Genomic DNA, 22,847 nt, shown 5'->3' with positions numbered 1-22,847 from the left:
CGCCTGGAGCCCGCGTCACATGCCCGACACGCCTCGCTTTCGCGCCAGCACCACGCTGATGGTCCAAGGCACCACCTCGGACGCCGGCAAGAGCGCACTGGTCACCGCGCTGTGCCGGCTCCATGCACGGCAGGGCCGCAAGGTCGCCCCGTTCAAACCGCAGAATATGGCGCTCAACAGCGCAGTGGCCGAAGATGGCGGTGAAATCGGTCGGGCCCAGGCGGTCCAGGCCCAGGCCGCCGGAGTGCCGGCACTGACCGCCTTCAATCCGATTCTGCTCAAGCCCAACTCCGACACAGGCGCCCAGGTCATCGTGCGTGGACGGGCGATCGGCCACTATCCCGCTCGCGCCTATCAGGCGCTCAAGCCGCGTCTGCTCGAGACCGTGGTCGAGCTGCACGGCGAACTCGAAAGCGACTATGACCTGGTGCTGGTGGAGGGCGCCGGCAGTCCAGCGGAGATCAACCTGCGCGCCAACGACATCGCCAACATGGGCTTCGCCGAGGCGGTGGACTGCCCGGTGATCCTGGTCAGCGACATCGACCGCGGCGGCGTATTCGCCCACTTGGTCGGCACCCTGGCGCTGCTCTGCGAAGCAGAGCGCGAGCGCGTCCGCGGCTTCGTGATCAATCGGTTTCGCGGCGACCCCGAACTGCTCGAACCCGGGCTCGCGTGGCTCGAGGCGCATACCGGCAAGCCGGTGCTGGCGGTAGTGCCCTACCTGGAGGAGTTCCACCTGGAGGCCGAGGACGGACTGTCGCGCGGCGGCGACACCCAGCGCGGCGAATTCCAGGTGGTGGTGGCGAGCCCACCGCGGATCAGCAACGATACCGACTTCGACCCGCTGCGCCTGCACCCTGGGGTATCGCTGCGCTTCGCCAAGCGCCCCGAACTGGCGGGGCCCGCCGACCTGCTCATCCTGCCGGGAAGCAAGAACACTCGAGCCGATCTGGCCTGGCTGCGAGCGCGCGGCTGGCAGGGTTACATCGAGCGTCACCTGCGCTATGGCGGCAAAGTGCTCGGAATCTGCGGCGGCTACCAGATGCTCGGCCACCGGATCGACGATCCCGGCGGGGTCGAAGGACCGGCAGGCAGCAGCGAAGGGCTCGGCCTGCTCGAACACAGCACCCTGCTCACCGCGGACAAGACCCTTCGCCGGGTCGGCGGCCGCAGCCTGCTCGGTGGGGGCGAGGCGCGCATCGAGGGTTATGAGATCCATGTCGGCGAGAGCGCGCGGACAGCCGCGCCGCTTGCGGCCTTCCAGCTCGACGATGGGCGCCTGGAGGGCCAGCGCTCAATGGACGATCGAGTGCTCGGCAGCTACCTGCACGGGCTCTTCGACCATCCCGAGGCACTGGCGGCGCTGCTTGGCTGGGCCGGGCTCGAACGGCCGGAGCCTTTCGACTACCGCATGCAGCGCGAGCATGAGATCGACCGCCTCGCCGATGCGCTGGCCGCATCGCTGCGCCCGGGCTGCCTCGAAGAGCCGCTGCTCGCGCCGCTCTACCGCGCCGCCCAAACCTAGCGGCAAGGCTCAGGACAAGAGGAAATTACCTTGGTGCCCGTCGCCAAGTTCTGAGTCAGCGACGCTGTCATCCTTGAGCGTTATCCCCGAGGCGCCGAGCGCGCAGGCTTCGCGTGCCAGATAGGCGAGCAGCTGCGCGGCGGCCTCGAAGCTCTGCCCGCGCGGGCGAATGTTGGAGATGCAATTGCGTTCGCTGTCGCGCCTGCCGGGGCGCGGGTCCCAGGTGAAGTAGACGCCGAGGCTGTCGGGCGAGCTCAAGCCGGGACGCTCGCCGACCAGCACCACGCTCATCCGTGCGCGCAGCGCCGCACCGACCGGATCACCCACCGCCACCCTGCCCTGCTCGATCAACGCCGCCGGCCCCGCCCGCAGTCCCAGGTGTTCGAGCTTGGGCAAGGCGACATCGAGAAACGCCAGAGCATGCTCGTGGATCGCCCTGGCCGAGAGCCCGTCCACCACGCAGATCGACAGATCACATGGCGCGCGATCGAGCGCCGCCAGCTGGGCTTCGGACTCGGCATCCAGGCGGCGGCCATAATCGGGGCGGCGCAGGTACTCGCTGCGATCGCGCGCCACGCTGTGCAGCCGCAGCGCAAGCGGAAAGCGCTTGGCCAGCCCTTCGATCATCCGCTCGGTGTCGAGTGCCAGATGCACTGCGTCACGGGCCTGGGCATGGTCGAGCTGGAACGCCAGCTGGGCGGCGGTCGGCAGGCTGCCGCCGGCACGCCCGAGGCCGATGCGCGCGTCGGTATGCTGGCGAAGCCGGCGCCACGGATTGGCTATCACCACCGAGGAGTGCTCGCTGCCTGGTTCGCTCATGCGTGCCGCCCTCGCTCGAGGACGGCCGCGCCGGCGTCGTCCAGCACTCGCTGGAACCGCGGCGGCAGCTCGCCGGCCACCCTCACCCCTTCACCATGGACGTAGATGCCGCTCTCCTCGAGCCAGCGCTCGAACTCCGGCGCCGGGCGCAGCCCGAGCACTTCGCGCAGGTAGAGCGCATCATGAAACGAGGTGGTCTGGTAGTTGAGCATGATGTCGTCCGACCCGGGGATGCCCATGATGTAGTTGCAACCGGCGGCGCCGAGCAGGGTCAGCAGGGTGTCCATGTCGTCCTGGTCGGCTTCGGCATGGTTGGTGTAGCAGATATCGCAGCCCATCGGCACGCCGAGCAGCTTGCCGCAGAAGTGATCCTCGAGACCGGCGCGAATGATCTGCTTGCCATCGAACAGGTACTCGGGGCCGATGAAACCGACCACCGTATTGACCAGCAGCGGCTTGAACTCACGCGCCACCGCGTAGGCGCGCGCCTCGAGGGTCTGCTGGTCGAGCCCGTGATGAGCATCCGCCGAGAGCGCGCTGCCTTGGCCGGTCTCGAAATACATCACGTTGTCGCCAAGCTCGCCGCGTGAAAGCGAAAGCGCCGCCTCGCGCCCTTCGCGCAGCAGCGCGAGATCGATGCCGAAGCCGCGGTTGGCCGCCTCGCTACCAGCGATCGATTGGAACACCAGGTCGGTCGGCGCGCCGCGCTCGATCGCCGCGATCGCGGTAGTGACGTGGGTAAGTACGCAGCTCTGGGTCGGGATCTCGTAGCGCTGGATGATTTCATCGAGCATCTTGAGCAGGGTGATCACCGCGCCGGTGTTGTCGGTCGCCGGGTTGATCCCGATCACCGCATCGCCGCTGGCGTAGAGCAGCCCATCGAGAATACTCGCCGCGATCCCGGTCGGATGATCGGTCGGGTGGTTGGGCTGCAGCCGGGTCGAAATACGTCCCTCGAGCCCGATGGTGTTGCGAAAGCGGGTCACCACCCGGCATTTGCGCGCCACTAAAACCAGATCCTGGATCCGCATCAGCTTGGAAACCGCGGCGACCATTTCGGGGGTGAGGCCAGCGGCAAGCGCAGCCAGGCTCTGAGCGTTCGCCGCCGGCGATAGCAGCCAGTCACGAAACTCGCCGACGCTGAGCCCCGCGACCGGGGCGAAGGCACCACGGTCGTGACGATCGAAGATCAGCCGAGTGATCTCGTCTTCCTCATAGGGAATCAACGGCTGCTCGAGAAAGACATCGAGCGGCTGATCGGCCAGCGCCAGCTGGGCGGCAACCCGCTCCTCCGCACTGGCTGCCGCGACGCCGGCAAGCTCGTCTCCCGACCGGCGCGGCGACGCCGCCGCCATCAGCGCACCAAGATGATCGAAGCGATAGCGACGTCCACCGACGTCGATATGATATGCGCCCATCGACTCTCCTACTTGCATGCTTGTCGTTATCTGCAGGACCAGACTCCGCCGCGCCATTCGCCAAGTCAATCGCCGCGGCGATGCCACGCCAGGTGCGAGCGTCTAGTCGAAAGGTCTGAAAAGCCCCGGAGACGGGGCTCTCGGGCTCGTTTCGCGCTGCGCAATGGAGTATACCGGACGAAGCCTCTTCTTTTGCCGAGGCGCTACAGTGGCTATCGCGAGGACCGGGACGTGGCTCGGGGAGTGTTGCTCATCATCGCGCTGACTTGCTCGGCATGCACGTCGCTGGATTGGCACCGGCCCAACTCCACCCACCAGGATCTGGCCGGAGACCAGGCCGACTGCCAGGCTTTCGTCGACTCAGGGCTGAGGCGCGCGAGCCTGGACAACGAGTTCGGCCTGGGGCTGAGCATTTCGACCATGGGCATCGGCACCCGTTTCTACACCAATCCAGGCGATTCGAGCGTCGACAACTGCCTCAACCAGATGGGCTGGACGCTCGCACCGCGCTGAGCGGTGCGAGACGCAGCTATGCCGCGGGCGTGGACTGGATCAGACACTGCTGGACCCGGTCGGCGGTGGCGGAAAGCGCCTGGTACACCGCGGTCGGGGTCTCGCGCTCCCAGGCGCCGAGCGGTCGATAGTCGCTGACATCGTCGCTGCGCGTGGAGGCGAGACCGAGCTGATCGAAGAAGTAGTAGTTGCTGTCGCCGAGGGTCTGCAGTTCCAGCCGGTAGGCCAAAGTCTGCTCCCCTACCTCTCCCCAGCCGCTGATCCGCTGGGTCTGCGGCTCATCGCGCACGCTGCCTTCCGTGACCACCGCCTGACCCGGCTGCGAAGGCAGGGCCGCGGCGCTCTGGTCACGATTGGTGTGCTGCACGTTACTGGCAAGGCAAGCCGCGACCTGAGGCTCCTCGGCCGAGACTAAATCCCGACGCATGCTGATCGAGCCGATCACATTGCCTTGATCCGTGTTAACCACGTTGACACCTTGGGCGCTCTCCACCTCACGCGACATCACATTGTGCGAAGTCGCACAGCCCGAGAGCGTTGCCATGACGGCCAAACCACCTGCCAGCAGCGTTTTTTTCATCGCGAAATCCAGTTCGATTGATCGAGCGTAAAAAACAACGGTCACTATAAGCCAAACTTCCACCCCGCGTCGCAAATCGGTGACTGGGGCGATCGGGCGCAGCTACCCCCGCCCGATCGACGCACCGCTAGGCAGCTCCCCGGTGGAGTGCGACAATCCCCAACCTGCCGCAGCTTACCGGGCATGATCGCCTGGGACCTGCGTCCACGCACGGCCTAGCAAGGAATTCCGATGACTGGCTCCACACTTCTCAACGATTACCGCCGTTGGCAACGCTTCCAGGAACAGGACCGCCTGGGCCGCGAGCACGGTGCCGCGGTGCGCAAGCTCGAAGGGTCCGGGGCGATGGCCAGCAAGCTGGCCGAGGCCTATCGCAGCATGGCCGGCCGCGCTGCCGCTGAAGGCGCCTGCTATCGCACCCTGTTTGAGCGTGAGCAGGAGGATGGCAGCACGCTGGCCTGCGAGGGATGGCTGTTCATCCGCCGGGTGATCAGCGAGGGAGGCACCACCCGCGTGCGCGCGACGATGCTCGAGAGCTTCACCCTGGAGCACGGCCGGATTCCACCGGGGGAACGCCCGGCCTATTCGATCACGCTCGAGCTATTCGACCAGATATCGATCCAGCGCGGCATGGCGATGAGCAGCCGGGTGGATCGCCAGGACGCAGCCGGCGACATCCGCTTCGTTACCTTCGTCGATGCGGTACAGAACTACAAAGCGCACATGCAGGTCTGACGCGCCCATGCGTCCTCGGCTCCGAGGGCGCCCCTCCCGCACCCGGGACGATCGCGCCCGGGCCGCCCGCTCCCGCACTAGATCTAATGTCGGGGGCGAACATCGATGCTCAAACGTTGGATTGACCTTCTACCAGGCCTATACTCGGCCGGGAGAGCTTATTCAAAACTGAATAATATTCAATCCGACAGCTTCCTCCCGAGGCATCGCCCCCGGGACCCTAAGGAGCATGCCATGGTCGTTCCCCCTACCGATTACAGCACCCTGCCACTGGTCGGACTCAAGGAGGTATCCCGCCTCTCGCGCCCTCCTCAGCTCGGCTCCGAGCTGGAACTGGGCATGCATAGTCCGGCCACCTCGCTGATGACCGACTTCGCCCAGACCCGCGCCCAGACCATCTACTCGGGCTCACGCGCCAAGCTGGCGTTGACGACGATGAAGAACAGCGACGTGCACATGCTGGTGGTGCTCAACGACAACGGCGCATTCGTCGGCATCCTCACCGCGCGCATTCTGGTCGGAGGGCGCTGGTTGACAGTGGCGGCGCAGAGCTACGAAGTGCCCTACAGCGATGTCACGGTCGAGATGATCATGATCAAGCGCGACAACCTACGGGCGATTCCGTATCGACGGCTCTGCCAGGCCAACCTGGGCGACGTAGTGCAGACGTTGCGGGATTCCGGCGAGCATCACATCTTGATCCTCGACGACGAGAGCGCTGACGCCCCTGCCATACGCGGGGTGATCTCGGCACGTGACGTCAGCGCCGCACTGGGCGTCGACCTCGAGCACCCTCCCGAGGCGCACAGCTTCTCGGCGATCCGCTCGGTGGTGCTCGGCCACGATCTCTGACACCGCCTGACCGCCCGCCCCGATGGTTGGTGACCTTCGGGGCGGGTACATGTCGGCCGTGTCCGCACCGGTCACGCACCTCATCCCCGAATCAATTTCACCAGCAGAGCCGCCAGCGCGAACACCCCTGCCAACGAGCCGAGCAGCAGAAAGTACGCACCGTCCGATAGAAACCTGGTCCGGCGTGCCCTTCTGACCGGGAATCTCGGATCATGACGGGCGGACTTGGAGGCGACGAGGAAACGCCGCTGCATAGAACGATTGAGCCCCGTCCGATCATCCAACATGCCCGCTCCCCTCCCGCTTGATGAAGCCCCGCAACCGTACTCATGGCACGAACGTCTCGCACTCGGCGGGCACGCCGAGCCAGCTTGTGCGCGAATCGTCATGGATTGCCAATGATACGGACTGCCGGCGTCATTCTACCTTGGCCGCTTATCCATTAGTCGTGGAAAGTGGCTGATCGAGGGATGAAAAGATGCGGTGATGCAACTCGGGACGAAGTGATGCAATCCAGCGGGGAGAAGCCACTTCCGGCGGAGTCGGCAAGTACTTGGATAGCCTAACGACAAGATAACGGTATAAAAAAGACGTCCGCTGCCATGCTGAACGCAGGGCAGCAGGACGCGCACAATCACTCCTCGGGCAGCTGGGGGGCTTCCTGCAGTCCATAGAGCTCGGCGTGGCGCTGCTGGCGATACTCTTCGAGCAGCTGTTCGTAGCGCCTCGGCAGATCGACATCGGTGCGGCGGACGATGAATATCTCTTCATAGACCGGGTGGCTGAGCGCCACCTCCCTGACCTGCCGCTGCCACGGCGAGGTCTCCAGCACTGAGCGGGATATCACGGTGAAGCCGAGCCCACGTGCGACCGCGTCGAGCACCTGCCCCACTTCGCTGACCACGCCCTTGTTGGGAAAGTGGCTCATCGAGCGGAACTCGGAAGCAAAGTTGCCACGCAGGAGGCGGGCTGCGTTGGCGACACCGTTGGAATAGTTGATGAAGCCGAGCGCGAGCAGCTCGCTGAAGTCCGCACCGCGAAAATCGGCCGGCACCACCAGACAGAGCGGCTCGTGGTGCCAGAGCTCGAACTCGAGATCGGTATCCGCATGGCGCGGCGTCTCGGTCACCAGGCCAAGATCATAGCGACCGGCGAGCAGATCCTTCACGATTTCAGCGCTGTAGGCGAAGGTGTAGTTGACCGTGAGCTCCGGATGCAGCTGCTGGTAGCCGAGCGTGAAGGGATAGAACATCAGCCCGACGCTTGCGGGGCTCGCGATCCGGCATTCGCCGCTATGGATCGACTCATCGTCCAGGGCGTGGCGGAACTTCTCGTGCTCGGCGAACAGACGCAGCGCATAGTCGTAGGCCCGCCGGCCCGCTTCGGTAAGGGTGAAGCGACGCCCCTGGCGGCGCAGCAGGGTCCTGCCGAGATAGGCTTCGAGCTTGCGCACGTGCTGACTGACGCCCGGCTGGGTCATCTCCAGCGTGCGGGCGGTGAGCGTGAAGCTGCCGGTCTCGACCAGCGTGATGAAGGTGCGAAAATAGAGAGCGTTGAACATGGGTAGGGTCGACATATACCCGATCTGGAGAAGTGCTTAAATCATATCAGATTTTTCACCGTCCAGGCCCGACCCGGTATGCTCGCATGTTAGGCTTGGAGAGCGGGAGGCCGGTGGTAGGGCCCGCTGGCGATGACTTCGATGAGGATGGAGCGGTATGCCTGACCCTTTCGCCCTGCGCGGCGACCAGATCAAGAACGTCCTGCTCGGTATGGAGCGCGAGGCCGAGGAGAGCGACCTGTTTTCGCTCGGCTACATGATTCCCCAGGTAGAGCTGGTATTGGAAATGGCCGATTACGATCCCGAGGGGGTCAATGCGGAGGATTTCGACGCCAGCTACTGGCAGTGGCTGGAACACACCTTCGCCCAGGATGCGATGAGCGATGGCGACCAAGAACAGATCGCAAGCCTCTGGCGCCAGGCTCTCTCCCTGGCGTGAACGCCACCCTCGCCACCAGTTCCAACCAGGAATCGACCATGCACAACTCCGCCGTAGACACGAATTCCAGCGTAGAGACCTTTTCCACCATCATCTCTCCCGAGGGCAGCCTCGAGGTCCTGTCGCAGATGGAGGTCCAGTATCTGCGTGACTCCTCCACCCAGGGGGTGCACGACGTGCTGCGCCAATGCGCGCTGGCGATCCTCAACGCAGGCGCCGTCACCGACGACGCGCGCAGCGTGCTCGAGCGTTACCCGGGCTTCGACATCGAGGTGCTGCAGGAAGACCGCGGGGTCAGGCTCAAGATCGACAACGCACCGGCGCACGCCTTCGTCGATGGCAAGATGATCCGCGGTATTCGCGAGCAGCTCTCGGCGGTACTGCGTGATCTCGCCTACTCGCGCGCCACCCAGGAGATGATGCGCCGCGGCGCATCGGGTCTCGGCGGTGAGCGGCTCAGCGAGAGCGAGACGATCACCAACGGGATCTTCGAGCTATTGCGCAATGCCAGGATGTTCAAACCCTCGGTCGAGCCGCGCCTGGTGGTGTGCTGGGGCGGTCACTCGATCTCGAGGGTCGAGTACGACTACAGCAAGGCGGTGGGCTACCAGCTCGGCCTGCGGACGATGGACATCTGCACCGGCTGCGGCCCCGGGGCGATGAAGGGACCGATGAAGGGCGCCAACGTCGCCCACGCCAAGCAGCGCTACCGCGAGAGCCGCTACCTGGGCATCTCGGAGCCAGGGATCATCGCCGCCGAATCTCCCAATCCGATCGTCAATGAACTGATGATCATGCCCGACATCGAGAAGCGCCTGGAAGCCTTCGTGCGTGTCGGCCACGCGATCATCGTCTTCCCCGGCGGCGTCGGCACCGCCGAGGAGATCCTCTATCTGCTCGGCATCCTGCTTCACCCGGACAACCAGGATCTCCCCTTCCCGGTGATCTTCACCGGCCCCGCCTCCAGCGCCGAGTACTTCGCGCGCATCGATGAGTTCATCGCGGCGACCCTGGGCGAAAAGGCGCGCAATCGCTATCGGATCATCATCGACGATCCCCATGAAGTCGCGATGCAGGTGAAAAACGGTATCGCCGAGGTCACCAACTTCCGTCGCGAACAGAAAGATGCGTTCTACTTCAATTGGCGGCTCAAGGTTCCCGACGACTTCCAGCAGCCGTTCATCCCCACCCACAAGGCGATGGCCGACCTTGCCCTGCATCGCAACCAGAGCGTCTCGGCGCTCGCTGCCAACCTGCGCCGCGCTTTTTCCGGCATCGTCGCCGGCAACGTCAAGGCGCAGGGTATCGAGGCGATCGAGCAGCATGGCCCTTTCCGCCTGACCGCGGAACCATGGCTGATGAAGCACCTGGACGCGCTGCTCGAGTCCTTTGTCGCTCAACAGCGGATGAAACTGCCGGGCAGCGAGTACGTGCCCTGCTACACCCTGGGATGATTCGCCGCGCCGCGCCGCCGCTGCGGCGCGGCGCCCCCGCGCCGGGCGTGCCGACACGCAGCTAGAGTTGCTCGATCCAGCGCTCGGCCCAGGCCACGCCTTCCTCGTCGGGATGGAGCACCTCCATCGCATCGATCTCCAGGCGCTCTCCCAGCCGCTTCGCGCCGTATTCGGCCAGAAGCCCGTCCAGCCGACGCCCTGCGCCGCAGAAGGTCGGATAGCTGCTGTCACCTATCGCGATCAAGCCATAGCGCAGGCCTTGCAGCGCCGCGCCGCGCTCATCCAACGCCTGGACGAACGCAACGAAGTTGCCGGGAAAATCACCGCAGCCGGTGGTGCTGATGCAGAAAAGCGCCAGATCCGGCAGCGGGTCGGTCAACGCCTCGAGCACCGGCTGGTCGAAAATGGTGACTTCGAACCCCGCCTCGCGCAGTAGTGGAGCGATCTCCTCGGCGACATCCAGCGCACCGCCGAAGACGGTGGCGACGAAGATTCTGGCAGTCGGCATGCAACTCCTCCATTGATCAGACCACGCGCAGAGCGCGCGAACGCCGGCATGCTAGCACAGCGATCTGCGCGCGATCTTGTCGGCACGGGTGGCGCCGAGCGAAAACTTTTATTAGTCTTAACCAAATGAAACCACATCGGGGATCCCAACATGCTTTCCGGTCTTTCCATCGGTCATCTGCTGGTCACCCTCGCCGTGATCCTCCTGGTATTCGGCACCAATCGGCTTCGCTCTGCCGGCGGCGATCTCGGTACAGCGATAAAAGCATTCAAGAGTGCGGTGAAGGATGACGAGGCGGCACCTGACACAGCCGACGCGCCACGCAAGCCAGACCAGCAATGAGCCCGACCCCTGTCCCCAGCGGCTAAGGCCAGCCAAGACGAAGACGCCCGCTCCAAAGGAGCGGGCGTCTTCATTCGCCGCGAGCAAAGGTCACTCCTGCGGCTGACCTGCAGCGGCAGCATGCAGCTCCACCTGACTCTTGAGCTTCTGCCCCGGGCGGAAGGTCACTACCCTTCGCGCAGAGATCGGGATCTCCTCGCCGGTTTTCGGATTCCGCCCGGGTCGCTCACGCTTGTCACGCAGATCGAAGTTGCCGAACCCGGACAGCTTGACCTGCTCGTTTTCTCGCAGGCAGCCACGAATCTCATCGAAGAACGTCTCCACCAGCATCTTGGAGTCCCTCTTCGACAGGTTCAGCGACACGTTCAGGTGCTCGGCTAGCTCCGCCTTGGTCAAAGCGCTCATCGCGATCTTCCTCGTTGACAGTCGACCTAGCGTCTCAGCGTCACCCCGAAGCGTTGTTCAACGCCCACGACGACCGCCTTGACGAACCCTTCGATCTCTTCATCGTTGAGCGTGCGCGAAGGATGTTGCCAGGTCAAGCCTAGCGCAAGGCTCTTACGCCCCTCTTCCACTCCTTTGCCCTGGTAGACATCGAACAAGCGCAGATCGCTCAACCACTCGCCAGCGCTCGTGCGCATCGCCTCGAGCAGCGATGCCACCGGCAGCGCCTGATCAGCGACCAACGCCAGATCGCGACGCACCTCGGGGAAACGCGAGAGGCTTGAGAACTCGGGCAGCGTACCGGCCTGCAACAGGCCCAGATCGAGCTCGAACAGGAACACCTCGATCTTGATGCCGAGCGCGGCACGAAGCCCGGGGTGCAGCGCGCCGATCCAGCCGGCGGTGCGCTCCTCGCCATCGACTCGACGCAGGATCCGCGCGCTCTGGCCCGGATGCAGCGCGGGATGCTCCGCGGACTCAAAGCGCCAGCTGGCGGCGTCGCCGCCCAGTGCGAGGAGGCTCTCGACGTCGCCTTTGAGATCGAAGAAGTCGACCGCATCGCGGCGCGCGCTCCAACCCTCGGGATCACGGGACCCACAGACCACGCCACCGACCCGCTGGGTCTGGACGAGCGATTCGCCGCACTGCCCTTCGAACACCATGCCGATCTCGAACATCCGCACCCGGCTCTGCTGCCGGTTGAGGTTGTGGCCCAGCGCCTTGATCAGTCCCGGCCAGAGGCCGGCGCGCATCACTGACATATCGACCGAGATAGGATTGGCCAGGCTCGGGGCGAGGGCATCGGGCAGCAACCGCGCCTGCAACTCGGGGGCGACGAAGCTGTAGGTGATCGCCTCTTGGTAGCCACGCGCGATCAGCTGGTCGCGCAGCAGCGCCTTGGAGCGCTGGGCCTCGGATCTTGGAACCGGCGCGAGATGCGCGCTCGGGTAGTGCACCGGGAGACGATCGTAGCCGTGGACACGGGCCAGCTCCTCGATCAGATCCGCCGCCTGGGTGACGTCGAAACGCCAGCTCGGCACTGCCACCCGCCAGCGGCCCTCGCTCTCGACGCTCAGCGAGAAGCCGAGCCGCACCAGGATGTCCTCGATCTCGCCCGCTTCGAGCGCGATGCCGAGCAGGCGCTCGACCTGGCCGTGATCGAGCAGGACGTCGTCGCGACTGGGCAGCTGCGTCTCATCGGCGAGGGTGACCAAAGGACCTGGCCGTCCACCGGCAAGCGTGACCAGAAGCGCTGTGGCACGCTCGATCGCCAGCTCCTGTAGAGCGATGTCGACCCCGCGCTCGAAACGCTGGGAGGCATCGGTGTGCAGGCCATAGGAACGCGCCTTGCCGGCCATCGCAAGTGGCGTGAAGAACGCAGCCTCGAGCAGCACGTTGCGCGTGCTGGCGGTGACCCCTGAGCGCTCGCCGCCCATGATCCCGGCGATTTCCAGCGGCCCTTTGGCGTCGCCGATGACCACGGTGTCCGCGCGCAGTGTCATTTCCTGACCATCGAGCAAGGTCAGCCGCTCACCTTCTCTTCCCATCCGCACGCAGAGATACTCTTCGAGCTGGTCGAGATCGCAGCCGTGCAGCGGCTGGCCGAGCTCGAGCATCACGTAGTTGGTAATGTCGACGATCAGATCGATCGAGCGCACTCCGCTGCGCCGCAGTCGCTCCTGCATCCAAAGCGGCGTCGGTGCCGAGGCATCGACTCCTTCGACCACCCGAGTGGCCAGGCGAGGACAGGCATCGAAGGCCTCGATGCGGATCGGAAAAGTCCGCTCGCTGCGCACCTCCACCGCGGGAATCTCGGGCTCCTGCACCGCCAGCCGGTTGAGCACGCCAACCTCGCGAGCCAGCCCGCGCAGGCTCAGGCAGTCGCCGCGGTTGGGGGTGAGGTCGACATCGACCACGCTGTCGTCCAGCTTCATCCAGTCGCGCAGCAGCGTGCCTATCGGCGCGTCCTCGGGCAGCACCATGATTCCGCTCGAGTGCTGCTCCTCGAGACCGAGCTCGGAAGCGCCGCAGAGCATGCCGTGGGACTCGACACCGCGCAGCTTGGCCTTCTTGATCTTCAATCCGCCCGGCAGCAGCGCTCCAACCCTCGCCAGCGCCACCCGCTGCCCGGCGGCGACGTTGGGCACCCCGCACACCACCTGCCAGCGATTTTCTCCATCGTCGACCTGGCAGATGCTCAGTTTGTCGGCATCGGGATGCCGCTCGAGCGCGTCGACCCGAGCTATCACTACATCGCTGAAGGCCGGAGCGACCGCTTCGACCGAGTCGACCTCGAGACCGGCCATGGTGATCTGGTCGGCAATTCCTTGGATATCCAGCGCCGGCGACACCCACTGGCGCAACCACTGTTCTGAAAACTTCATGTTGCCTCGCTTGTCTCGCAGCGAATGTTCAGGGTTCCAAGACTGAAAAGCTCAGAACTGGCGCAGGAAGCGCAGGTCGTTGTCGAAGAAGAGCCGTAGATCGCCCACGCCGTAGCGCAGCATCGCCAACCTCTCCGCGCCCATGCCGAAGGCGAAACCGGAATAGCGCTCGGGGTCGATACCGACGTATTCGAACACCTTGGGATTGACCATGCCGCAGCCCATGACTTCGAGCCAGCCGCTGTAGGCGCCCCGTCCCTCGCGCTGGATTCGAATGTCGACCTCGGCCGAAGGCTCGGTGAAGGGAAAATAGGATGGCCGGAAGCGCACCTCGATCTCATCGCCTTCGAAGAAGGCGCGCAGGAATGCCTCGATGGTGCCCTTGAGGTCCGCGAGGCTTACGTTCTCGTCGACGAAGAGACCTTCGATCTGGTGGAACATCGGGCTGTGGGTGACATCGGAGTCGCAACGATAGACCCGTCCCGGACAAACGATGCGCAAAGGCGGCGCTTGCTGCTCCATCGTACGGACCTGCACCGGCGAGGTGTGGGTACGCAGCAGGTAGCCGGCGTCGAAGTAGAAGGTGTCGTGCATCGCCCGCGCAGGGTGATGGGAAGGGATGTTGAGCGCCTCGAAGTTATGATAGTCGTCTTCGATTTCAGGCCCTTCGGCAACGCTGTAGCCGATCTCGCAGAACAGTTGCTCGACCCGCTCGAGCGTGCGGGTCACCGGATGCAACCCCCCCGGCCGCTCGCCACGCCCCGGCAGAGTGACATCGATCCGTTCTGCGGCGAGCTTGGCATCGAGCGCCGCGCGCTCGAGCATCTCGCGCTTGGCGTCGAGCAGCGAGGAAACCGCCTGCTTGGCCTGGTTGATCGCCTCGCCTGCCGCCGGGCGCTGCTCCGGGCTGAGCTTGCCGAGCCCTTTGAGCTCCAGGGTCAAAGCGCCCTTCTTGCCCAGGAATCGAACCCGCACCTCGTCGAGCGCCTGAGTCGAATCAACGGCGGCAACGGCGGTACGCGCCTCGTCGACCAGCGCGGACAGATGATCCATCGGTTTCTCCGAAGTCTTGAATGCTCGGCGTGTCTTGCACGCCTCCAAGCCCGAGCAAGGCAGCCGCCCGGACCTCGACAAAAAACGGGGGGAAGAGCAGCCGCTCTTCCCCCCTTCGGTGCCAGGCACCGGCGTCTCTATCGACCAGAAGTCGATGGGACGCGGCTCACTGAGCGGCCTTGGCCTTCTCGACGATGGCGCCGAAGGCAGCCTTCTCGTGAACCGCCAGATCCGCGAGCACCTTGCGGTCGATTTCGACGCCAGCCTTCTTCAGGCCTGCGACGAAACGGCTGTAGGACAGGCCATGGATGCGGGCAGCCGCATTGATACGAGCGATCCACAGGGCACGGAACTGACGCTTGCGCTGACGACGGTCGCGATAGGCGTACTGACCGGCTTTGATCACGGCCTGCTTGGCTACGCGGAAGACGCGCGAACGAGCGCCGTAATAGCCTTTGGCCTGCTTGAGGATCTTCTTGTGACGACGGTGCGCTGTGACACCACGTTTGACGCGGGGCATGATGTTCTCCTGACGAGTTTACGAAGTTGACCGAGCTTAGAGGTTCGGCAGCATACGGGCGATCAGCTGACGATCAGCCGCGTGCAGCTGCTTCATCCCGCGCAGCTGACGCTTACGCTTGGTCGACTTGTGAGTCAGGATGTGGCTGCGAAAGGACTGCTTGTGCTTGAAGCCGTTGGCAGTCTTCTTGAAGCGCTTGGCCGCGCCACGATTGCTCTTGATCTTAGGCATGGGGTGAAAAACTCCATTGCAGCGAAGAACGCCGCTTTGTTTAGAAAACCCGGGGCCGATTCCCGGTGGCTACGCAAGCACCCACCAGGCATCCGTTGTACCGCCGCCGGATCACTTCTTCTTAGGGGCCAGCATCATGGTCATCTGGCGACCTTCCATGCGGGGGCGTGATTCGACCACCACCAAGTCACCGAGATCGCTCTCGATGCGTTCCATCAGCTTGCGGCCGAGGTCCTGGTGTGCCATCTCACGGCCGCGGAAGCGCAGCGTGACCTTGCCTTTGTCCCCGTCTTCGAGAAAGCGCATCAGGTTGCGGAGCTTGACCTGATAGTCTCCCTCGTCAGTCCCTGGACGGAACTTGACCTCTTTGATCTGGACCTGCTTCTGCTTCTTCTTCTGCGCAGACTTCTGTTTTTTCTGCTCGAAGACGAACTTGCCGTAGTCCATGATCTTGCAGACGATCGGCTCGCCGTTGGAAATCTGTACCAGATCGAGCCCAGCTTCCTCGGCCTTGGCCAAGGCGTCGCGCATCGGCACTACGCCGAGCTGCTCACCTTCGGGGTCGATGAGGCGGACCTCGTCGGCGCGAATGCGATCGTTGATGGGAGGCAGTTTTTCCTGCGGGCGTCCGCGTTGATTGTTCCGCTTGATCTCTACATCTCCGTAGTCAGTTTGGAACGGTCACTTCGCGCACTCGGCCTTGAGCCGTTCAAGCAGAGAGTCGAGGGAGAGCGCTCCCAAATCCTCACCACTGCGCGTTCTGACCGCGACGGTGCGATTCTCTACCTCCTTGTCACCGACGACAAGTAAATAGGGAATTTTTTGCAGCGTATGTTCCCGAATTTTAAAGCCGATCTTCTCGTTTCTCAAGTCCGCCTTGACACGGATCCCGTTTCGCTGCAAGAAGCCAACGGACTCGCTCACGTACCCGGCCTGGGCATCGGTGATGTTCATCACCACCGCCTGCACCGGCGCGAGCCAGGTCGGCATCGCCCCCGAATGGTGCTCGATCAGGATACCGATGAAGCGCTCGAAGGAACCGACGATCGCGCGGTGGAGCATGATCGGCGTCCTGCGGCTGCCGTCCTCGGCAACGTACTGGGCACCCAGGCGTGCAGGCATCATCGGGTCGACCTGCATGGTCCCCACCTGCCATTCACGGCCGAGGCAGTCCTTCATATGGTACTCGATCTTGGGACCATAGAAGGCGCCCTCTCCCAGCAGCTCCTGCCACTCGACACCGCACGCGGATAGCGCCGAACGCAGTGCGTTCTCGGCATGGTCCCATGCCTCCTCGCTGCCGATGCGCTTGTCCGGGCGCAGCGCGATCTTCACCGCGATATCGTCGAAACCGAAATCGGCATAGACCTTCAGCGCCTGGGCGTGGAAAGCGGTGACCTCGGACTCGATCTGCTCCTCGGTGCAGAAGATATGACCATCGTCCTGGGTGAAGGCGCGCACACGCATGATGCCATGGAGCGCCCCCGAGGGCTCGTTGCGATGGCAGGCACCGAACTCGCCATAGCGTATCGGCAGTTCGCGATAGCTACGCAGGCCTGAGTTGAACACCTGGACATGGCCGGGACAGTTCATCGGCTTGAGCGCGTACTCGCGCTTCTCCGACTCGGTGAAGAACATGTTCTCGGCATAGTTGTCCCAGTGGCCGGACTTCTTCCACAGGCTCACATCCATCACCTGGGGCGTACGGATCTCCTGGTAGCCGCCATCCTTGTAGACCTCGCGCATGTACTGCTCGACCGCCTGCCACAGCGCCCAGCCCCGCGGGTGCCAGAACACCATGCCCGGCGCCTCTTCCTGCTGGTGAAAGAGATCGAGCTTGCGCGCGATCTTGCGATGGTCGCGCTTCTCGGCTTCCTCGAGCCGATGCAGGTAGGCCTTGAGCGCCTTCTTGTCTTCCCAAGCCGTGCCGTAGATACGAGTCAGCATCGGCTTGGAGGCGTCGCCGCGCCAGTAGGCACCGGCCAGTTTGAGCAGCTTGAACGCTTTGATCAACCGGGTGTTCGGCACGTGCGGTCCGCGGCACATGTCGACGTATTCCTGGTGATGGTAGAGGCGAATGGTCTCGCCTTCGGGAATGCCAGAGACCAACTCCTGCTTGTAGGGCTCGTCGCGCTCGACGAAGGTGCGCATCGCTTGGTCGCGATCGACGTATACCCTCTCGACTTCGTAGTCGCGGTCGATCAGCGCTTGCATGCGCTCCTCGATCGCTTTGAGATCATCGGGAGTGATCGAATGGCCAAAGTCGATGTCGTAATAGAAACCATCTTCGATCACCGGCCCGATCGCCATCTTGGCTTCGGGATAGAGCTGCTTCACTGCGTGGCCCACCAGGTGCGCGCAGGAGTGACGAACAATCTCCAACCCCTCGCGGTCCTTGATCGTGACGATGCTCACCTGGGCGTCGCGATCGACTACATCGGCGGTGTCGACCAGCACGCCATCGATCCTGCCGGCCACGGCGGCCTTGGCCAGCCCTGGACCGATCGACTCGGCGATCTGCATGATGGTGACGGGAGCATCGAAATTGCGCTGGCTGCCATCCGGCAGCGTAATGGTGGGCATGGGTAAATCCTTAACTATTCAGTGGTGCGCCATACCAGGGCGCACTTGAATGATGCACGCAAGTGCCTGGAAGCGAAGAAGAGGTGCGACTTTAGCAGCGCGCCAGCCACAACGTCCACCATCGGGAAGCGGTGGGATCAAAACGAAAAAGGGGCGCCCGAAGGCGCCCCTTTGATCATCGCACAGCCGGCTTAGTTGCTGGAGCCGTTCTCGATCGGTGCGATTTCCACACGACGGTTCTGCGCACGCCCTTCGGCGGTGTCGTTGGACGCCACCGGACGGGTGAAGCCGAAGCCTTCGGTGGTCAAGCGAGCGGAGTCGACACCCTGGGTGGACAGGTATTCGGCCACCGAGTCGGCACGCTGCTTGGACAGGCGCTGGTTGTAGGCCGCGGTGCCGACGGAGTCGGTGTGGCCTTCGACGCGAACGCTGACGTTCGGGTTGGCGGACAGACGTTCGGCGACCACATTGAGGGTCTGCTTGGAGTCGTCGGTCAGCTCGTACGAGTCGAACGCGAAGTGGATGTCACGGAGCACCAGGTTGGCCGGGCAGCCGAGAGCGTTGACTTCAACGCCGGCCGGGGTATCCGGGCACTGGTCCATGTAGTCCGGCACGCCGTCACCGTCGGAGTCGAGCGGGCAACCGCGCGCGTCGACTTCAACGCCAGCCGGAGTTCCGGGGCATTCGTCCATGTAATCCGGTACGCCGTCGCCGTCGGTGTCGAGCGGGCAACCACGAGCGTCTACAGCAACGCCAGCCGGAGTACCCGGGCACTCGTCGATGTCATCCGGGACGCCATCGCCATCGGAATCCGCAACGCCGGTATCCGGAGATTTGCACAGCAGCGCAGCAGCGGTAGCACCCGCCACAGCACCGATGGCAGCACCGGTTTCTTCGTCGCTGCTACCGCTGACGGAGTAGCCAAGGCCGCCGCCGATCAGACCGCCTGCGATGCCGCAGACGACTTTGTTCTGGTACCACGGTGAGGCGCTAGAGCCAGTCGGGGACTGATTCGAGCTGGCACAGCCAGACAGCCCCAGCACCAGGGCGGACCCTAGCAGTAAGCCAGTCGCAGATTTGTTCATGCAAGACTCCTTCTTGATACAACGCCATCGTAACGAAGTGTTACTCGAGCGATTCCGATTTATTAGGCGACCCGACCAGCCTGGACTATTTACTCGAAACGCTTCCGCAGGAAGCTCATCCATGCCGTCTCGGCCCGTGGAACGCCCTTACGGCCGAGCGCTCCATACTCCTTCTGGCGAGCACAAAGTGCCCCAAGCGAGAGCATGATGCAATACTCGAACAGCGTTTTCAATCGCCGCCACTTCTATGCGGAAACGATCGAACGAGTACTGCAACGAGACCCCGGCCCACGTTCGGTCTCACACCAAAGCGATTCCCATCGTGTTCGGCATCGAGCAGAAGGATAGCCACAATGCGTTGATTTCGCACGCTGGAAATAAGGCCAGAGATATAATTGTCGCTAAACGACAATGACGCTCAACCACATTCCCACTCGAACGTCAGCGATTGAATACCTATTTCGACATCCGCGCGGCTTATCCTCGGATCATCACAATCAGTTCCAACCAGGGGGTTTTCGTTCTCATGAAGCGCATCCAGCACTACATCGACGGCCGCATGACGGGCCTCGACTCCACCCGCACCGCTGCGGTCTTCAACCCCTCCACCGGCACCCAGTCCGCCGAAGTATCGCTGGCCTCAAAGGCCGATACCGAGAGCGCCATCCAAGCCGCCGCCAAGGCCTTTCCCGGTTGGGCCGCCACCTCCCCGCTCAAGCGCTCCCGCGTGCTGTTCAAGTACAAGGCCCTGCTCGAGGAGCACACCGACGAGATCGCACGCCTGATCGCCTCCGAACACGGCAAGGTGCTGTCGGACGCCCGCGGCGAGCTCACCCGCGGCATCGAAGTGGTCGAGTTCGCCTGCGGCATGCCCCATCTGCAAAAGGGCGAGCACTCGCTCAACGTCGGCACCGGGGTCGACAGCTTCTCGATGATGCAACCGCTCGGCGTCTGCGCCGGCATCACCCCGTTCAACTTCCCGGCCATGGTGCCGCTGTGGATGTTCCCGATCGCCATCGCCGCCGGCAACACCTTCGTGCTCAAGCCCTCGGAGAAGGACCCCTCGGCGACCCTGCGCATCGTCGAGCTGTTCACCGAGGCAGGCCTTCCCGACGGCGTACTCAACCTGATCAACGGTGACAAGGAAGCGGTCGATACCCTGCTCACCGATCCGCGCGTCCAGGCGGTCAGCTTCGTCGGCTCCACCCCGATCGCCGAATACGTCTACGCCACCGGCTCGCAGCACGGCAAGCGCGTGCAGGCCCTCGGCGGGGCCAAGAACCACATGGTGATCATGCCCGATGCCGACCTCGACCAGGCCGCCGATGCACTGATGGGCGCCGCCTACGGCAGCGCCGGCGAGCGATGCATGGCGATCTCGGTCGCCGTACCGGTCGGTGACGAGACCGCTTCGCTGCTGCGCGAGAAGCTGCTGTCGCGGCTCGACGGCCTGCGGGTCGGCCAGAGCATCGTCGAGGGCCCCGACCACGACATGGGACCGCTGGTGACCGGTCAGCACCTCGACAAGGTCCGCGCCTACATCGCCGCCGGGGTCGAGGAAGGCGCCGAGCTGGTCCGCGACGGTCGCGAGCTCGATGACCAGAGCGGTGGCTATTTCATCGGCGGTACGCTGTTCGATCAGGTCAAGCCCGGCATGCGGATCTACGACGAAGAGATCTTCGGACCGGTACTGGCGATCGCCCGGGCAGCGAGCTTCGATGAGGCGGTGGCGATGGTCAACGCCCACGAGTTCGGCAATGGCACCGCGATCTTCACCCGCGACGGAGACAGCGCGCGGCAGTACTGCGAGCAGATCCAGGTCGGGATGGTCGGGGTCAACGTGCCGATCCCGGTACCGATGGCCTTCCACAGTTTCGGTGGCTGGAAGCGTTCGATCTTCGGCGCGCTGCATGTCCACGGCCCGGACGGGGTGCGTTTCTACACCCGGATGAAGACGGTGACCGCGCGCTGGCCGTCAGGCCTCAGGGAGCGCACCAACCACTACAGCATGCCCACGCTCTGATCCATCGCCACCCACCCATGATGCCCGCAGCCTTCTGCGGGCATCATCCTTTCGAGCCTCCCGGCGCCGCTGTCTAGACGAACCTGATCGTGCGGATCACCGCACGTGGATAGCAACGCAAAAGGGAAAGGGAGCGCCATCGGGCGCCCCCTTTTCGCTGCTCCGACACCCGTCCAGCCCTGAATCCAGCCGGTCATTTTTCGGCAACCTTCCCACCCTCGAACTCAGCGTCCCGCGTAGCTGGCCTTGATGTCGCGGGCGAACCAAGCGTAGCAAAGCGCACCGACGATCCCACCGATGAACAGCGAGAAGTAGTGCAGGTCACCAAACTGAGGGCCGAAGTTGATTCCCAGGGCAACGATGGCGGCGGGGATCAACGCCTTGATCGCTCTCGGATTGACCCCGTTCTTGTACCAATAGGTCCCCTTGGGATCGGTGGAGAACAATCCATCGACGTCGATCAGGCCGCGGCGTACCCGGTAGAAATCGACCAGCAAAATGCCGTAGAGCGGACCGATGACCGCGGCGAGCGCGCCCACGGTGTAGTGGATGAGCTCGGGATTGTTGAAGAGCTTCCACGGCATCAGGAACACCGAGCCGACCGCGGCGATGAGGCCGCCGGTACGAAAGCTGATCAGCCTTGGCGCCACGTTGGCGAAATCGAACGCCGGCGCGACGAAGTTGGCGACGATGTTGATTCCCACCGTGGTGGTGACGAAGGTCAGCGCGCCGATCAGCGCCACATAGGTGTTGTCGAGCCGGGCCACGGTCTCGATCGGGTCATCGATCATCTCGCCGAACACCGGCAGAGTGGCCGAGACCATCATCACGGTAGTGGCGGCGAAGACCACGAAGTTGACCGGCAGTCCCCAGAAGTTGCCCTTTTTCACCGCCGCCATGCTACGGCAGTAGCGGCTGAAGTCACCGAAGTTGAGCGTCGGGCCAGCGAAGTACCCGGCGACGATCACCGCCGCGATGATCATCTGCCAGGCCTGCTGGCTGGGTGACAGCACCTGATCACTGAGCGTGAAGCTCACGTTGTCCCAACCAGCGTGGTAGAGCAGCCAACCGGCGAGCACGAACATCGCGATGTAGACCGCAGGACCGCTCCAGTCGATGAAGCGCCGGATCGCCTGCATGCCGTGCCAGAACACCATCGCCTGCAGCAGCCAAAGCAGCATGAAGCTCAGCCAACCCAGCGCGGAGAGCCCGAGGAACTGTCCATTGGCCAGCTCGCCCAGCGAGGGAAAGAAGCGCAGCAGCACGATGGTCAGGGCGTTGGAGGCGAGGAAGGTCTGGATCCCATACCAGACCAGTGCGATCAGTCCGCGGATCAGCGCCGGCACGTTGGCACCGAACACTCCGAAGGAGATCCGGCAGATCACCGGGAACGGCACCGCGGCCTGCTGCGATGGGCGCGCCATCAAATTGGCGAAGAATTGGACGATACAGATCCCGACCACCAGGGAGGTCATCACCTGCCAGCCGGCGAGACCAAGGGCGAAGAGACTGGCCGCGACCACGTAGCCGCCGACGCTGTGCACGTCGGAAAGCCAGAAGGCGAAGATGTTGTAGGCGCTCCAGTCCTGCTTCACCGGTCCCAGGTCAGCGTTGTAGAGACGCTCGCTGTAGCCAGGCTTAGGCATGGGGACTGCGGCATCGCCATCCAGGGCAGTGGCTGTTGCACCCATGGCAGTCGGCGCCTGCAGCCGGCTATCTGAAGGTTGGGGCATGTCGAGTTACCGAGGTTGATTGGAATTGAAAGGCCCGGCAGCGGA

The 22,847-nt window shown here is 63.9% G+C and carries 22 protein-coding genes; 8 read left to right on the top strand and 14 right to left on the bottom strand.

Going from position 1 to position 22,847, the window contains the following annotated elements:
- Positions 1-19: 19 nt before the first annotated feature.
- Positions 20-1,525, top strand: a complete 1,506-nt coding sequence (locus A5892_RS11645) for a cobyric acid synthase (protein WP_064122942.1) — start codon at positions 20-22, stop codon at positions 1,523-1,525.
- A 9-nt stretch (positions 1,526-1,534) separates the two neighbouring features.
- Here A5892_RS11645 and eutC read toward each other — a convergent pair whose 3' ends face one another.
- Complete coding sequence (gene eutC / locus A5892_RS11640) at positions 1,535-2,344, bottom strand: ethanolamine ammonia-lyase subunit EutC (RefSeq protein WP_064122941.1); 810 nt, start codon at positions 2,342-2,344, stop codon at positions 1,535-1,537.
- Positions 2,341-3,762 carry an ethanolamine ammonia-lyase subunit EutB gene (locus tag A5892_RS11635; RefSeq protein ID WP_064122940.1) on the bottom strand — a complete coding sequence of 474 codons (1,422 nt, stop codon included), beginning with the start codon at positions 3,760-3,762 and terminating at the stop codon, positions 2,341-2,343. The genes eutC and A5892_RS11635 overlap by 4 nt, the downstream gene beginning before the upstream one ends.
- A 243-nt stretch (positions 3,763-4,005) precedes the next feature.
- Here A5892_RS11635 and A5892_RS11630 point away from each other — a divergent pair, with 243 nt between their 5' ends.
- Positions 4,006-4,275 (top strand): hypothetical protein, encoded by a 270-nt coding sequence (locus tag A5892_RS11630; protein WP_150123531.1) that lies wholly within the window; start codon positions 4,006-4,008, stop codon positions 4,273-4,275.
- A gap of 16 nt (positions 4,276-4,291) precedes the next feature.
- Here the strand turns inward: A5892_RS11630 and A5892_RS11625 are convergent, their stop codons facing one another.
- On the bottom strand, positions 4,292-4,855 hold the full coding sequence (locus A5892_RS11625; protein WP_064122938.1) for a hypothetical protein: 564 nt from the start codon (positions 4,853-4,855) through the stop codon (positions 4,292-4,294).
- A gap of 231 nt (positions 4,856-5,086) precedes the next feature.
- Here A5892_RS11625 and A5892_RS11620 point away from each other — a divergent pair, with 231 nt between their 5' ends.
- Together A5892_RS11620 and A5892_RS11615 are read left to right on the top strand one after the other, a co-directional pair.
- Complete coding sequence (locus A5892_RS11620) at positions 5,087-5,590, top strand: hypothetical protein (RefSeq protein WP_064122937.1); 504 nt, start codon at positions 5,087-5,089, stop codon at positions 5,588-5,590.
- A gap of 234 nt (positions 5,591-5,824) precedes the next feature.
- On the top strand, positions 5,825-6,442 hold the full coding sequence (locus A5892_RS11615) for a CBS domain-containing protein (protein WP_064122936.1): 618 nt from the start codon (positions 5,825-5,827) through the stop codon (positions 6,440-6,442).
- Positions 6,443-7,076: 634 nt separating this feature from the next.
- Here A5892_RS11615 and A5892_RS11605 read toward each other — a convergent pair.
- On the bottom strand, positions 7,077-8,003 hold the full coding sequence (locus A5892_RS11605; RefSeq protein ID WP_064122934.1) for a LysR family transcriptional regulator: 927 nt from the start codon (positions 8,001-8,003) through the stop codon (positions 7,077-7,079).
- Between the two features lie 157 nt (positions 8,004-8,160).
- Between A5892_RS11605 and A5892_RS11600 the strand changes: the two genes are divergently transcribed.
- Both A5892_RS11600 and ppnN read left to right on the top strand, forming a co-directional pair.
- Complete coding sequence (locus A5892_RS11600) at positions 8,161-8,442, top strand: hypothetical protein (RefSeq protein ID WP_064122933.1); 282 nt, start codon at positions 8,161-8,163, stop codon at positions 8,440-8,442.
- Between the two features lie 38 nt (positions 8,443-8,480).
- A complete protein-coding gene (gene ppnN, locus A5892_RS11595; protein WP_064122932.1) occupies positions 8,481-9,896 on the top strand; it encodes a nucleotide 5'-monophosphate nucleosidase PpnN in 1,416 nt (471 codons plus the stop codon).
- A gap of 61 nt (positions 9,897-9,957) precedes the next feature.
- Here the strand turns inward: ppnN and A5892_RS11590 are convergent, their stop codons facing one another.
- Positions 9,958-10,404 carry a flavodoxin domain-containing protein gene (locus A5892_RS11590; protein WP_064122931.1) on the bottom strand — a complete coding sequence of 149 codons (447 nt, stop codon included), beginning with the start codon at positions 10,402-10,404 and terminating at the stop codon, positions 9,958-9,960.
- 150 nt (positions 10,405-10,554) lie between these two features.
- Here A5892_RS11590 and tatA point away from each other — a divergent pair, with 150 nt between their 5' ends.
- Positions 10,555-10,746, top strand: coding sequence for a twin-arginine translocase TatA/TatE family subunit (gene tatA / locus A5892_RS11585; RefSeq protein WP_064122930.1), 192 nt, complete (start codon positions 10,555-10,557; stop codon positions 10,744-10,746).
- Positions 10,747-10,836: 90 nt separating this feature from the next.
- Here tatA and A5892_RS11580 read toward each other — a convergent pair whose 3' ends face one another.
- The 8 genes from A5892_RS11580 to A5892_RS11545 all read right to left on the bottom strand — a co-directional run bounded on the left by A5892_RS11580 (position 10,837) and on the right by A5892_RS11545 (position 19,046).
- A complete protein-coding gene (locus A5892_RS11580; protein WP_064122929.1) occupies positions 10,837-11,151 on the bottom strand; it encodes an integration host factor subunit alpha in 315 nt (104 codons plus the stop codon).
- 26 nt (positions 11,152-11,177) lie between these two features.
- On the bottom strand, positions 11,178-13,574 hold the full coding sequence (pheT, locus tag A5892_RS11575) for a phenylalanine--tRNA ligase subunit beta (protein WP_064122928.1): 2,397 nt from the start codon (positions 13,572-13,574) through the stop codon (positions 11,178-11,180).
- A 51-nt stretch (positions 13,575-13,625) separates the two neighbouring features.
- Positions 13,626-14,627 (bottom strand): phenylalanine--tRNA ligase subunit alpha, encoded by a 1,002-nt coding sequence (gene pheS, locus A5892_RS11570; protein WP_064122927.1) that lies wholly within the window; start codon positions 14,625-14,627, stop codon positions 13,626-13,628.
- 166 nt (positions 14,628-14,793) lie between these two features.
- On the bottom strand, positions 14,794-15,147 hold the full coding sequence (gene rplT / locus A5892_RS11565) for a 50S ribosomal protein L20 (protein WP_027349251.1): 354 nt from the start codon (positions 15,145-15,147) through the stop codon (positions 14,794-14,796).
- Between the two features lie 36 nt (positions 15,148-15,183).
- The gene (rpmI, locus tag A5892_RS11560; protein WP_027349252.1) at positions 15,184-15,378 is read right to left on the bottom strand and encodes a 50S ribosomal protein L35; all 195 of its coding nucleotides are present in this window, start codon (positions 15,376-15,378) and stop codon (positions 15,184-15,186) included.
- 111 nt (positions 15,379-15,489) lie between these two features.
- Complete coding sequence (infC, locus tag A5892_RS11555; protein WP_211266599.1) at positions 15,490-15,990, bottom strand: translation initiation factor IF-3; 501 nt, start codon at positions 15,988-15,990, stop codon at positions 15,490-15,492.
- Positions 15,991-16,059: 69 nt separating this feature from the next.
- Positions 16,060-17,961, bottom strand: coding sequence for a threonine--tRNA ligase (gene thrS / locus A5892_RS11550; RefSeq protein WP_064122926.1), 1,902 nt, complete (start codon positions 17,959-17,961; stop codon positions 16,060-16,062).
- Between the two features lie 191 nt (positions 17,962-18,152).
- Positions 18,153-19,046, bottom strand: coding sequence for an OmpA family protein (locus A5892_RS11545; protein WP_027349255.1), 894 nt, complete (start codon positions 19,044-19,046; stop codon positions 18,153-18,155).
- A 526-nt stretch (positions 19,047-19,572) separates the two neighbouring features.
- Between A5892_RS11545 and A5892_RS11540 the strand changes: the two genes are divergently transcribed.
- Complete coding sequence (locus A5892_RS11540) at positions 19,573-21,069, top strand: CoA-acylating methylmalonate-semialdehyde dehydrogenase (protein WP_064124465.1); 1,497 nt, start codon at positions 19,573-19,575, stop codon at positions 21,067-21,069.
- Between the two features lie 224 nt (positions 21,070-21,293).
- Here the strand turns inward: A5892_RS11540 and A5892_RS11535 are convergent, their stop codons facing one another.
- On the bottom strand, positions 21,294-22,715 hold the full coding sequence (locus tag A5892_RS11535; protein ID WP_150123530.1) for an NCS1 family nucleobase:cation symporter-1: 1,422 nt from the start codon (positions 22,713-22,715) through the stop codon (positions 21,294-21,296).
- Positions 22,716-22,847 lie beyond the last annotated feature (132 nt).

This window comes from Halotalea alkalilenta (assembly GCF_001648175.1).
Lineage (GTDB): Bacteria > Pseudomonadota > Gammaproteobacteria > Pseudomonadales > Halomonadaceae > Halotalea > Halotalea alkalilenta_A.
The sequence above is the reverse complement of the archived record's forward strand: the minus strand, read 5'-3'. Positions and strand labels throughout refer to the sequence as shown.